This window comes from Sphingomonas cannabina (genome assembly GCF_021391395.1).
GTDB classification, from domain to species: domain Bacteria; phylum Pseudomonadota; class Alphaproteobacteria; order Sphingomonadales; family Sphingomonadaceae; genus Sphingomonas; species Sphingomonas cannabina.
In genome coordinates, this window is the sequence record NZ_CP090059.1 from 3,972,938 (window position 1) to 3,985,679 (window position 12,742).

General features: G+C 68.3%; 11 protein-coding genes. 10 read left to right on the forward strand and 1 reads right to left on the reverse strand.

Annotation, left to right across the window (positions count from 1 at the left end; translation table 11 throughout):
- Positions 1-104: 104 nt before the first annotated feature.
- Genes LZK98_RS18700 through LZK98_RS18715 form a run of 4 tightly spaced genes read left to right on the forward strand, consistent with a single transcriptional unit; the run spans position 105 to position 3,549 of the window.
- Positions 105-704, forward strand: a complete 600-nt coding sequence (locus tag LZK98_RS18700) for a histidine phosphatase family protein (RefSeq protein WP_233784017.1) — start codon at positions 105-107, stop codon at positions 702-704.
- Positions 701-1,513, forward strand: a complete 813-nt coding sequence (locus tag LZK98_RS18705; protein WP_233784018.1) for a TIGR04290 family methyltransferase — start codon at positions 701-703, stop codon at positions 1,511-1,513. Before LZK98_RS18700 ends, LZK98_RS18705 begins: the two co-directional genes overlap by 4 nt.
- On the forward strand, positions 1,510-2,433 hold the full coding sequence (locus tag LZK98_RS18710; protein ID WP_233784019.1) for a glycosyl hydrolase: 924 nt from the start codon (positions 1,510-1,512) through the stop codon (positions 2,431-2,433). Before LZK98_RS18705 ends, LZK98_RS18710 begins: the two co-directional genes overlap by 4 nt.
- A gap of 12 nt (positions 2,434-2,445) precedes the next feature.
- Complete coding sequence (locus LZK98_RS18715; RefSeq protein ID WP_233784020.1) at positions 2,446-3,549, forward strand: inositol-3-phosphate synthase; 1,104 nt, start codon at positions 2,446-2,448, stop codon at positions 3,547-3,549.
- A gap of 9 nt (positions 3,550-3,558) precedes the next feature.
- On the opposite strand, the gene LZK98_RS18720 is transcribed toward LZK98_RS18715, so the two are convergent.
- Entirely contained in the window at positions 3,559-4,089 is a 531-nt protein-coding gene (locus LZK98_RS18720) for a DUF1003 domain-containing protein (RefSeq protein WP_233784021.1), read from the reverse strand.
- Between the two features lie 62 nt (positions 4,090-4,151).
- Here LZK98_RS18720 and LZK98_RS18725 point away from each other — a divergent pair, with 62 nt between their 5' ends.
- The 6 genes from LZK98_RS18725 to LZK98_RS18750 all read left to right on the forward strand — a co-directional run bounded on the left by LZK98_RS18725 (position 4,152) and on the right by LZK98_RS18750 (position 12,562).
- The gene (locus LZK98_RS18725; protein WP_233784022.1) at positions 4,152-5,108 is read left to right on the forward strand and encodes an MDR/zinc-dependent alcohol dehydrogenase-like family protein; all 957 of its coding nucleotides are present in this window, start codon (positions 4,152-4,154) and stop codon (positions 5,106-5,108) included.
- Positions 5,105-6,106: a Gfo/Idh/MocA family protein gene (locus LZK98_RS18730; RefSeq protein WP_233784023.1), complete on the forward strand. Its 1,002-nt coding sequence runs from the start codon at positions 5,105-5,107 to the stop codon at positions 6,104-6,106. Before LZK98_RS18725 ends, LZK98_RS18730 begins: the two co-directional genes overlap by 4 nt.
- Positions 6,103-7,158, forward strand: a complete 1,056-nt coding sequence (locus LZK98_RS18735) for a polysaccharide pyruvyl transferase family protein (protein ID WP_233784024.1) — start codon at positions 6,103-6,105, stop codon at positions 7,156-7,158. Before LZK98_RS18730 ends, LZK98_RS18735 begins: the two co-directional genes overlap by 4 nt.
- Positions 7,155-8,621 carry a Coenzyme F420 hydrogenase/dehydrogenase, beta subunit C-terminal domain gene (locus LZK98_RS18740; RefSeq protein WP_233784025.1) on the forward strand — a complete coding sequence of 489 codons (1,467 nt, stop codon included), beginning with the start codon at positions 7,155-7,157 and terminating at the stop codon, positions 8,619-8,621. The genes LZK98_RS18735 and LZK98_RS18740 overlap by 4 nt, the downstream gene beginning before the upstream one ends.
- A gap of 35 nt (positions 8,622-8,656) precedes the next feature.
- Complete coding sequence (locus tag LZK98_RS18745; RefSeq protein WP_233784026.1) at positions 8,657-11,755, forward strand: TonB-dependent receptor; 3,099 nt, start codon at positions 8,657-8,659, stop codon at positions 11,753-11,755.
- A gap of 150 nt (positions 11,756-11,905) precedes the next feature.
- Positions 11,906-12,562 carry a TetR/AcrR family transcriptional regulator gene (locus tag LZK98_RS18750; RefSeq protein ID WP_233784027.1) on the forward strand — a complete coding sequence of 219 codons (657 nt, stop codon included), beginning with the start codon at positions 11,906-11,908 and terminating at the stop codon, positions 12,560-12,562.
- Positions 12,563-12,742: the final 180 nt, after the last annotated feature.

Here is a 12,742-nt window from a genome sequence, read left to right on the forward strand (position 1 = left end):
CTTATGTTAAGCTATTGATATAACATGGATTAATTCGGAACTTTTCCGGCGCGATCCGGTTGGGAAGCATCTATGTTGATCCTTCCCCGGCCCTTTCGCAGCGCATGAGCGCGCGCATCCATCTCGTCCGCCACTGCGCGCACGCCGATGTCGGGCGAGTGCTGAGCGGCCGGCAGGCGGGCGGCGCCCTCACCGCCGAGGGACGCGCCCAGGCGCATTGGCTGGCCGGCGAGATCGCGCGCGGCGAGCCGATCGCCGCGATCCATTCCAGCCCGCAGCAACGCGCCCGCGAGACCGCGAAGGAGGTCGCCGACCGGCTCGGCCTGACCGTCCGCGTCGTCGCCGCGCTCGACGAGATCGACTTCGGCACCTGGACCGGCCGCAGCTTCGCCGAGCTGGAGGCGGACCAGGCGTGGCAATCCTGGAACGCGACCCGCTCCACCGCCTGCCCGCCCGGCGGCGAGACCATGGCGACCGCGGTCGGACGGGCGGTCAAGCACGTCGAGGCGGTCGCTTCCGGCAATCCCAAGGCTGCGGTGCTGTGCGTCAGCCACTGCGACATCATCCGCGGCGTCGTCGCGCATTACCTCGGGCTCGGGCTCGACAACCTGCTGCGCTTCGACGTCGACCCCGGCTCGGTCAGCACGCTCATCGTCGGCCCCTGGGGCGGACGCCTCCACACGCTCAATCGAGGACACGCATGAGGAGAAGCAACATCGCCCGCATCGATTCCGCGAAAGAGGCCCTGCGCGAGCGGATCGAGGCGCTCGCGCCCTGGTTCCAGAACATCGACCTGGACGGCATCCCGACTGCGCCGGAGCATTTCCTGGGCGACTATCCCGCGTTCAAGTTCCAGCGCTTCGCCGATGCGCTGCCGGCGGACCTCAGCGGCAAGTCGGTGCTCGACATCGGCTGCAACGCCGGCTTCTACGCGGTCGAGATGAAGCGGCGCGGCGCCGAGCGCGTGCTCGGCATCGACACCGACGAGCGCTATCTCGCCCAGGCGCGGCTGGTGGCGGAGACGCTCGGTTATGACGATATCGAGCTGCGCAACCTCTCGGTCTACGACGTCGCCGCGCTCGGCGAGCGCTTCGACCTCGTGATCTTCATGGGGGTGCTCTACCACCTGCGCCACCCGCTGCTCGCCCTCGACCTGATCCGCGAGCATGTCGCGGGCGACCTCATGCTGTTCCAGACGATGCAGCAGGGCTCGCCCGACGTGCTGCAGGTGCCGGAGGACCACCCCTTCCACGTTCCGGGCACGACCCAGCCGCCGAGCTTCTTCGACAACCCCGCCTATCCCAGGATGCATTTCATCGAGCGCGCCTTCGCGCACGATTGGACCAACTGGTGGGCGCCCAACGCCGCGTGCAGCCAGGCGATGCTGCGCGCCGCCGGCTTCGCGATCGAGGCCAATCCGGAGCCCGAGGTCTATCTCTGCCGCGTGGCCCCGGTGCCCTACGACCGATACGGCCCGGCCGCGGTCTATCCAGCGCGGGGAGCGGCGGAATGATCGAAGCCGCGATGATCTGGAACGAGCCCAACAACAAGTCGCACTGGGACCCGGAGCTCGACCCCGACTGGGCGATCTACGCCGACACGGTGATCCGTACCGGTGCCGCGATCCGCGAGATCAACCCGGCGGTGACGCGGGTGCTGGGCGGCATGTCCCCGATCGACCCGCATTGGCTGGACCGGATGCGCGGGCACGGCGCGCTCGACGCGGTCGACGTGGTCGCGGTCCATGGCTTCCCGCTCGACTGGAACCTGTGGCCGATCCACGCCTGGCCCGCTCGGATCGCCGAGATCGAGGCGGCAGCGCCCGAGAAGCCGGTGTGGGTGACCGAGGTCGGCGTCGGCTCGTTCGGCGCCGAGGAGGTGCAGGTGTTCGGCCTCAGGCGCACCGCCGAGCTGCTGATCGGCCGCGTGCCCAACATCTATTGGTATTCGCTGTTCGACCTGCCGATGGCCTGGGGCGCCGAGACGCGCCACCGCGAGGCGGAAGGATCGAGCTACTATCGGCATTTCTACATGGGCCTGATCCGCGAGGACGGGACGCCCAAGCCTGCCCTCGACGAGTACGCCAAGGTCGCGGGCGAGATGGGCCTGATGCAATGGTTCCATTTCCACGACCCGCGGCTCGACGAGGCGGTCCAGTGGATGAAGCGGCTCGGCACGCGCAAGCTGCGGACCGGCCTCAGCTGGGCCGACAGCTTCCGCCCCGATGCACTCGACTGGTTCGACCGGCAGATGGAGGCGCTCGCCGATTTCGAGGTGACGCTCACCTTCTGCTTCACCCCCGAGCATCTCGGCGCCGGGCAGCATCACACCAGCCCGCCGCACGACCCTCAGCAGTTCGCCGATTTCTGCGCCTGGATGATCGACCGCTACGCCCCGGCGGTCGCCGACCGGCCGGCCGTCGCCAACGCCTGAAAGGAGGACCGCATGCTCTCCCCCCATCCGCGCGGCATCAACCTCGCGATCGTCGGCGTCGGCAATTGCGCGAGCTCGCTGGTGCAGGGCCTCGAACACTACCGCACCGGCGCCAACGACACCGTCGGCCTGATGCATTGGGAGATCGGCGGCTACCGCCCCGGCGACATCCGCGTCGTCGCGGCCTGGGACGTCGACCGACGCAAGGTCGGCCGCGACGTCGCCAAGGCGATCTTTGCCAAGCCCAACTGCACCGCCGTCTTCGCCGACCGCGTCACGCCGACGGGTACGAAGGTGCGGATGGGCCGCATCCTCGACGGAGTGGCCGAGCATATGGCGGAGTTCCCCGACGACCGCACTTTCCTGCCCGCCGACGAGCCCGAGGCGACGCGCGAGGAGGTGGTCGCGGCGCTGCGCGAGACCGACACCGACGTGCTGGTCAACTATCTGCCGGTGGGTTCGCAGCAGGCGAGCGAGTTCTATGCCGAATGCGCGCTGGAAGCCGGGGTCGCCTTCGTCAACAACATGCCGGTGTTCATCGGCAGCGATCCCGCCTGGGGCGAGCGTTTCCGCCGCGCGGGCGTGCCGGTGATCGGCGACGACATCAAGGCGCAGCTCGGCGCGACCATCGTCCACCGAGTGCTGACCGACCTGTTCCGCAAGCGCGGGGTCAAGCTAGACCGCACCTACCAGCTCAACACGGGCGGCAACACCGACTTCCTCAACATGCTGGAGAGGAAGCGCCTCGCCTCCAAGAAGACCTCGAAGACCGAGGCGGTGCAGTCGGTCGCCGCCGAGCGCATCGCCGACGAGAACATCCACATCGGCCCCAGCGACTATGTCGCCTGGCAGAACGACAACAAGGTCTGCTTCCTGAGGATGGAGGGCCAGCTGTTCGGCGGCGTGCCGATGAACCTGGAGCTGCGCCTGTCGGTCGAGGACAGCCCGAACAGCGCCGGCGTCGCGATCGACATGATCCGCTGCGCCAAGCTGGCGAAGGACCGCGGCCTTGCCGGCCCGATCGAGCCGGCGGCCGCCTTCTTCTGCAAGCACCCGCCCCGGCAGATGCCCGACGACGAGGCCTTCGCCGCGCTCGAAGCCTTCATCGCGGATTGAGCGGCGATGCTACGGCTCGAGCCCCTCGGCGCGCTTGCGCGTGTCCAGCGCGTCGAGCACCTCGACCGGCTCCACGTCGCGCTTGATCTCCTCGAGCTCGGCGTCGTCGACGGGAATGCCGACCCGCTCGGCGATGCGCTCGATCAGCCCCGCGAGCCGTGTCAGCTCGTGCTCCGCCAGCAGGTTGATGTGGAGATCGAGGTTCGCGCGGCGGTCTGCCTCCGTGGCCATGCGATTCTGGCTGATCAGCACGAAGGTCGAAAGGAAGATCGCTTCGACCGACGCTTCCATCGCCAGCACGACGAAGCTGGGGTCGAAGCGCGGCACCCCCGGAATCCAGCCGAGATTGATCGCGATCCAAGCCCCGTAGAGGATCAGATGAATCGCCACGAACGTCATCGATCCGGTAAACCGCGTGATCCGGTCGGCCAGCTGCTGGCTGAATGGGGCCGAGCTCGCCTCGGCACGCTGTCGCTCGGTCAGGCGAGCGATGTTGTCGCGCAGCGTCGCGGTCATCTCGGGCATGGCCGGATCGGGCATTGCGATTATCTCCGGGAGGCCAATCGCCGGAAAGCGCTTTGGTTGCAGTGGAGCGCCACCTGATGCGCGCCGCCGTGCTCGCCGCTCCCGGCGAAATCCGCATCGAGGAGGCTGCCGTTCCCGAGCCCGGCCCGGGCGAGGTCCGCATCCGGCTGGAGGGCTGCGGCGTCTGCGCCTCCAACCTCGAGCCCTGGGCCGGCCTGCCGTGGATGACCTATCCCGGCGATCCGGGCGGTCTCGGCCACGAAGGCTGGGGCACGGTCGACGCGGTTGGGCCAGGCGTGGAAGGATTGGCGCCCGGCGACCGCGTCGCCGCCGTCTCCTACCGCAGCTTCGCCGACTACGACCTCGCCGAGGCCGGCATGGTCGTGAAGCTCCCGCCCGGCCTCGCCGGCAAGCCCTTCCCCGGCGAGCCAATCGCCTGTGCGTTCAACGTCTTCCGCCGCAGCGACATCCGCGCCGGGCAGAGCGTGGCGATCGTCGGAATCGGCTTCCTCGGCGCGATCCTCACCCGCCTCGCCAGCGCGGCCGGCGCGCGCGTGATCACGATCTCGCGCCGCCCGGAATCGCTCGAACTCGCCCGCCGATACGGCGCCGCGGAAACCATCGCGATGGACGATCATTGGAGGATCATCGACGCGGTGAAGGCGCTGACCGGCGATCGTCTGTGCGACCGCGTGATCGAGGCGGTCGGCAAGCAATGGCCTCTCGACCTCGCCGGCGAGCTGGTCGCGTTCGGCGGAAAGCTGATCGTCGCCGGCTATCACCAGGACGGACCGCGCCAGGTGAACATGCAGATGTGGAACTGGAAGGGCATCGACGTGATCAACGCCCATGAGCGCGATCCCGACGTGCAGATGCAGGGCCTGCGCGAGGCGGTGGACGCGGTGGCGAGCCGCCGGCTCGATCCCGAGCCGCTCTATACCCACCGCTACCCGCTCGAACGGCTCGGCGAGGCGCTCGACGCCACCCGCGACAAGCCCGAGGGCTTCGTCAAGGCGCTGGTGATGATGACATGATACCGCGCATCGGATTCCTCGGCACCGGCTGGATCGGGCGGCACCGGATGGCAGCGATGCTCGCCACCGGCGCGGTCGAGGCGGCGGCGGTCTGCGACCCTTCTCCCGAATGCGCCGCCGAGGCGTTGAAGCTCGCACCGGATGCGCGGCAGGCCGGCTCGCTTGGCGAGATGCTGGTGTTGGGCCTCGACGGCGTAGTGATCGCAACGCCGAGCGCGCTCCATGCCGAGCAGGCGGTGGCGGCGCTGGACGCGGGCGCGGCGGTGTTCTGCCAGAAGCCGCTCGGCCGCACCGCCGCCGAGGCGCAGCGCGTCGTCGAGGCCGCGCGCGCCGCCGACCGGCTGCTCGGCGTCGACCTCTCCTACCGCCACACCGCCGCGATGCAGGCGATCGCGCCGCTGGTGCAGCGCGGCGAGCTCGGCCGGCTGTTCGCGATCGACCTCACCTTCCACAACGCCTACGGCCCCGACAAACCATGGTTCTACGACCGCGCGCTCTCGGGCGGCGGGTGCGTGATCGACCTCGGCGTCCACCTGGTCGACCTCGCGCTGTGGACGCTCGGCTTCCCGCCCGTCATCGCGGTCGAGGCGGACCTGCGCAAGGGCGGAGCACCGGCCGGCGCGGACGAGGTGGAGGATTTCGCCGTCGCCAGCTTCCTCGCCGGCGAGGTGTCGGTGCGGCTCGCCTGCTCCTGGCGCCTCCATGCCGGTCGCGATGCGGTGATCGAGGCGGCCTTCTACGGCACCGAGGGCGGCGCGGCGCTGCGCAACGTCGGCGGCTCCTTCTACGACTTCGTCGCCGATCGCTTCGCCGGCACCAGTGCCGAACGCCTCGCCGACCCGCCCGACGACTGGGGTGCCCGTTCCGCCGCCGCCTGGGCGATCCAACTTGCGGCCTCGCCCCGCTTCGACCCCGCCGCCGAGCGGTTCATCGCCTCAGCCGAGGTGCTCGACCGCATCTACACCGCGGGCCTGATCGAGGAAGCGCGGGCGGCATGAGGATCGGCGTGCTGACCTTCCACCGCTGCATCAACTACGGCTCCTATTGGCAGGCGCGCTGCTTGGTCGATGGCCTCCGCGCGCGCGGGCACGACGCGGTGCTGCTCGACCACGACAGCCGCAGCGTCCGCCAGGCCGAATGGCGCTGCGCCTTCCAGCCGCAGCTCCCCCGCCGCACCGAGCGCCGCGACCTCGGCCGCTACGGCGAAAAGGCGCGCCGCTTCCTCCGCGCCTTCGAGCGGCTGCCGCGCTCGCACTGCTTCCCGCTCGAGATGCCCGCGCTGGCCGGCGACTATGACCTGGTGCTGGTCGGCAGCGACGAGGTGTGGAACTTCCGCCACCCCTGGTATTCGGCCAAGCCGATCTTCTTCGGCGAGGGCCTGCGCGCCGGCCGCCTCGCCGCCTATGCCGCCAGCTTCGGCAACCATGATGCGAACGACGGCATCGACGCGAGCTGGACCGAGCGTCTTGGCGCCTTCGATGCGATCTCGGTGCGCGACGACAACAGCCGCGCGCTGCTGGCCGGCGCGCTCGGCGAGGCGCCGGAGGTGGTGCTCGATCCCTGCCTGCAATTCCCCCCGCCCCCCACCGACGAGCCGCCCCGGCGCGAAGTCGCCGTCTACGGCCACAGCTTTCCCGCCTGGTTCGCGAGCGCGGCCCGCACCTGGGCGGAGAAGGCCGGGTATCGCCTCGTCAGCGTCGGCTATCGCAACGACTGGGCCGACGAGCAGCGGATCGAGGCCGGTCCCGACGACTTCCGCCGGCTGATCGCAGCATCGGCGGCGGTGGTGACCAATTTCTTCCACGGCTGCGTGTTCGCGCTGGTCAACGCCAAGCCTTTCGCCTGCGTCGCGTCCGACTATCGCTCGATCAAGCTCAGGGACCTGACTCGCCGCCTCGGTGCAGAACATCGCCTGGTCGAAGCCGACGCAGCTCCGGGTAGGATAGGTGAGCTTCTCGCTACGCCTCTCGCAGCGCATCTCGCCGATCGCATCCGCGAGGCACGGCAGCGGTCCGATCGCTTCCTCGACCTCGCCCTGGGGGAGGCGTGACCGCCCCTGTCAGCCGTCACGACATCGTCGCATCGGGCCTGTGCATCGGCTGCGGCGGCTGCGCGGCGGCGGGCGAGGCGCGCATGGGGTGGGACCGCTACGGCCAGCTGAAGCCTCGCGCTCCACGATCGATAATGCGATCGCCGAGCGAACGATTGGCACGAACCTGCCCCTTCTCCCCCGCCGCCCGCAACGAGGACGAGATCGCCGCCGATCGCTTCCCCTCCGCTCTGGTCCACGATCCGGCGGTCGGCCGGTTCGAGGCGGCCTATGTCGGCCATGCCGGCGAGGGCGAGTTCCGCATGAACGGCAGCTCGGGCGGATTGGTCAGCTGGGTCGCGGCGGAGCTGCTCCGGCAGGGCATCGTCGACGGCGTCGCCCATGTCGTCGCGGCCGATCCCGAGGCCCAGGGCCGGCTGTTCCGCTATCGCATCTCGCGCACCGAGAACGCGGTCCGCGAAGGTGCCAAGTCGCGCTATTATCCGATCGAGCTCTCCGGGGTGCTGCGCGAGATCCGCGAGGTGCCCGGCCGCTATGCCGTCGTCGGCATCCCCTGCTTCATCAAGGCGGTCCACCTCCAGCGCGCCGCCGATCCCGTCCTCGCCGATCGCATCGCCGCAACGCTCGGCCTGTTCTGCGGCCACATGAAGAGCGCGCGCATGGTCGAGAGCTTCGCCCGGCAGATGGGCGTCGAGCCGGCGGAGGTCGCCGGCATCGACTATCGCCGCAAATGGCCTGAGCGCCCGGCGAACTGGTACAACGCCGAGCTGACGCTCCGCGACGGCCGCAGCGTCAACCGCGATTGGTGGCATTTGGCCGAAGGCGACTGGGGCGCCGGCTTCTTCCAGAACTCGGCCTGCGACTTTTGCGACGACGTGACGGCGGAGACCGCCGACATCGCCTTCGGCGACGCCTGGGTCGAGCCCTATTCATCTGACGGGCGCGGTACCAACGTCGTAGTGGTCCGCACGCCAAAGCTGCGCAGGATGATCGAGCAGGGCCGCGCCGCCGGCCGGCTGCGGCTCGAACCGGTCGACGCCGCCTTCGTGATCGCGACCCAGGATGCCGGCCTCAGGCACCGGCGCGAGGGCCTTGCCTATCGCCTGACCTGGCACCGCACCGGCCTCGTCCCGCGCAAACGTGTCGCACCGTCCAAGAGCCGCCTCCCGCTCCGCCGCAGGCTCGTCTATCGGATGCGCGCCGCGATCAGCCGCTGGAGCCGTCGCCTGTTCGCCCTGTCCAGGCGCACGGGCTGGTTCGCGGGCTATCGGCTCTGGGCCAAGGCGAGCCTCGCCCTTTACCAGGCGCTGACCTATCGCCGCGGCCGCCTCGGCAAGTTCCTCGCGATCCTGCCGGACCGGCCGCGCCAGCACGCGGCACAGAGCGTGGCGGCGCAGCGGCCTGTTGCCAAATTGCGTCTTGACGCGAACGCCGACCAAGCAGATGACAGCCACGACATGTAACCGGTTTCAAGGCCGGACATCAAAGGGGAGAGACCATGATCGGATTTCGGTGCAACGGCGGCGCGGCGCGCGGGGGACTGACGCGGTTCGCGGCGGCGCTGCTGGTCGGCAGCGCGCTTTCGGCGGTCTCGGCCGTTCCCGTGCACGCCCAGGTCAACAACGCTTCGCTGCGCGGCCGCATCACCGGCGTCGCCGAGGGCGCGGCCCCGACCCAGGTGGTCGCGATCGAGGTCGCCACCGGCTTCCGCCGCACCGCGGCGGTGACGCCCGACGGCGGCTACAACTTCCCGTCGCTGCGCCCCGGCCGCTATCGGCTGGAGGTGGTGACGCCGAGCGGCAACCGCTCCACCGACGAGTTCACGCTCGCGGTCGGGCAGAGCGCCAGCTTCGACTTCGACCTGGCGCCGCCGCCCGCCGCGGAAACGCCTGGAACGCCCGAAACCCCGGCCGGCGCCAACGACATCATCGTCACCGGCAACCGTATCCGCAGCATGGAGGGCGGCGAAGTCGGCGTGACCATCACCCAGCGCCTCATCGACCAGCTGCCCCAGATCAACCGCAACTTCCTCGCCTTCGCCGATCTCGCGCCGGGCGTGCAGTTCATCACCGACGCCGGCGGCAACTCGCGCGTCCAGGGCGGCGCGCAGGGCAGCAACTCGGTCAACGTGTTCATCGACGGCGTCGGGCAGAAGGACTATGTCCTCAAGAACGGCGTCACCGGCCAGGACACCAGCTCGGGTAATCCCTTCCCCCAGCTCGCCATCGGCGAGTACCGGGTGATCAGCTCCAACTACAAGGCCGAGTTCGACCAGGTCAGCTCGGTCGCGATCACCGCCGCCACCAAGTCGGGCACCAACGAATTCCACGGCGAAGGCTTCATCGACTTCACCAACCAGGATCTGCGCGATTACCGCCCGATCGAGCTGTTCGGCGCTAATCCCGCAAAGGTGAAGAGCAAGGACATGCAGTTCGGCGGTGCGCTGGGCGGTCCGATCGTCAAGGACGTCGCGCACTTCTTCGTGACCTATGAAGGCAAGCGCCGCGTAGAGCCGCGCGACGTGTCGCCCGGCATGTCGCTGCCGGTCTCCTTCTTCCCGGAGGAGTATCGCGGCTATTTCGGCTCCTACAACAAGGAGTTCAACGAGGATCTCTATTTCGGCAAGATCGACGTCGAGCCGACGAGCAACGACCTGCTCGAATTCTCGCTCAAATACCGCAACGAGGACGACGAGCAGTTCAACAGCGGCCTCAACGCCTATGACACGCGCAGCATCACCAAGGTCAAGGAATGGCGCGGCCTCGCCCGCTGGCAGCACACGGCGGACACCTGGATCAACGATTTCAAGGTCGCCTATGAGAACGTGACGTGGAATCCGCGGCCCGCTCAGGACGGCATCGTCACGCTGTTCAACGCGCGCGTTCCGGACCCGACGAACGGCTCGATCGTACGAACCGGCGAGATCCTGCGCTTCGGCGGCGGCAACAACTTCCAGGACAAGGGTCAGAAGGGCTGGCAGGTCTCCGACGACTTCACCTACACCGGCCTTCAGGGGCATACGTTCAAGGTCGGCGTCAAGGCGAAGTGGGTGACGCTCAACACCTTCGAGCAAAGCGGGCTCAACCCGCTCTATTACTACAACGTCACCTACGACCCGAACGGCGGCACCGCGTTCAACGACCAGGTCCCCTACCGCCTGCAGTTCTCCGCGCCGGTCGGCGACGGCGATCCGCATATCCGGTCGAAGAACTTCCAGCTCGGCCTCTACATCCAGGACGACTGGGACGTCACCGACCGGCTGACGCTCAACCTCGGCCTGCGCTGGGATTACGAGCGCACGCCCGCCTACCTCAATTACGTCACCGACCCGGCGATCGCCGCGCTGGTCACCGGCGTCACCACCGGTGCGGACGGCCAGCCGCTCTATCCGAACCTGCTGAACACCAACTACGACATCCGCGACTATATCTCGACCGGCAGCGAGCGGAAGGCGTTCAAGGGGGCGTGGCAGCCGCGCCTCGGCTTCACCTATGAGCTCGACGATGCCGGCCGCTTCGCCATCTTCGGCGGCTACGGCCGGTCCTACGACCGCACCCAGTTCGACTTCATCCAGCAGGAGCTGGCGCAGGGCCTGTACGCCACCCGCACCTTCAACTTCAACACGGGCGATCCCGACAACACCTGCTCGCCGAGCCCCAGCCCGACCTGCCTGCCATGGAACCCCGTCTACCTGACCGCGGAGGGCCGCGCGCAGCTGCTCGCCGGCGTTCCCGGCGGCGGCGCCCGCGAGCTGCGCTTCATCAACAACGACCTCAAGATGCCCTATTCGGACCAGTTCAGCCTGGGCATCCGCGGCCGCTTCAACCTGCTCGACCTCGAGACCGGCTACAGCCATGTCTCGAGCAAGGACGGCTTCGTCTATCTGCTCGGCAACCGGCGGCCGGACGGCACCTTCTTCCCGGCAAGCGGATCACCCGAATCGCCGTTCGGCTTCGCGCCGCCGGGCTACGGCTCGATCATCATCGGCACCAACGGCCTCGAGACGCGCGCCGACAGCGCCTATCTCAAGCTGACCAAGCGCTACACGCGCGAGTCGCCCTGGAGCCTGGACGCGACCTACACCTACACCAAGGCGGAGGAAAACCGCGAGTTCGGCCAGCTGTTCAGCCTCGATTACCCGAGCATGGACGACTATCCGTTCACCGCCTCGTCGGGCGTGCGCAAGCATCGCATCGTCGTCGCGGGTACTGCGGACCTGCCGTTCGACATGACCTTCGCGGCCAAGTTCCAGATCGCCTCGCCGATGGTCCTCAAGACCTTCGTCGATACCGTCGGCACGCCGCCGCAGCGCGACGTCGTCGCTACCGAGGTCGACGGCAACGGCGACCGCTGGGGCTATCGTCAGCTGGACGTGTCGCTGACCAAATACGTTCCGCTGGGCTTCATCACCGACCAGACCCGGCTGCGGTTCCGCGTCGACGTCATCAACCTGCTGAACGACCGCAACTACAACCGATTCGATGCGCTCACCGGCACGCGCCTGCAGAATCTGCCCGGTCGCGCGTTCGATGCCAACGATTACAGCACCGATGGTCCGCCGCGCACCATCAAGGTCTCGGCAGGTTTCAGCTTCTGATTATATAAGCCCTTACGGCGCGCAGCTCCCTTACGGGGGCTGCGGTGCCGTAGCGTCCAGTGGTTCATTAGGAAGCTATCGTTCCCGGTTCGTCCCGAATCCGGGTAAGCGCTGGACTTTCTTTATGGTTTCCATTATATACCGCTCGTTATGGAAACCATCACCGCTGACCGGCCCGCGACGCCGCAGAGCACGCCGCACAAAGGCCGTCCTCGCGAATTCTGCGTCGATGAGGCCCTGGCCGCCGCGCTCCGCGTGTTCTGGAGCAAGGGCTATGAGGGTGCTTCGCTCACCGATCTGACCGAGGCGATGGGCATCACCCGCCCCAGCCTCTACGCCGCCTTTGGTAACAAGGAATCGCTGTTCCGCAAGGCCCTCGATCTCTACGAGTGCGAGAAGATGGCCTATGTCGGCCAGTCGCTTGAGAAGCCGACCGCGCGCGAGGTCGCCGAATCGATGCTGCGCGGAAGCCTGGAGAACCAGACCAGCAGCTGTGAGCCGCGCGGCTGCCTGGGCGTGATCAGCTCGGTGGCCTGCGGCGCCGAAGCCGAATCGATCCGCCACGAGGTGCTGGAGCGCGGCAACATCGCCAAGCTGGCGCTGGTCGAGCGTATGAAACGCGCCCGGGAGGAAGGCGACCTTCCCGCCCACATCGACCCGGCCGGCATCACCAGCCATCTCTATGCGATCATGCAGGGCATGGCGGTGCAAGCCGGCGCCGGCGCCACCCGCGCCGAGCTCGAGAAGCTCGTCGAGACCAGCATGGCGATGTGGCCGTGCAACGATCCTCCGCCGACAGCGACGTGATATCCCAGCCCACCATTCCCTCCCTCCGTCACCCCGGCCTTGGGCCGGGGTCCACAGTGCCTCAGCTGACGTTGTAGCTGCTCCTGCTTCAACGGTGCAGCAAGCTCCTCTTCTTCAGTGTTCGCGGATGAGTGGACCCCGGCCCAAGGCCGGGGTGACGGAGGGGAAAAAACCTCACCT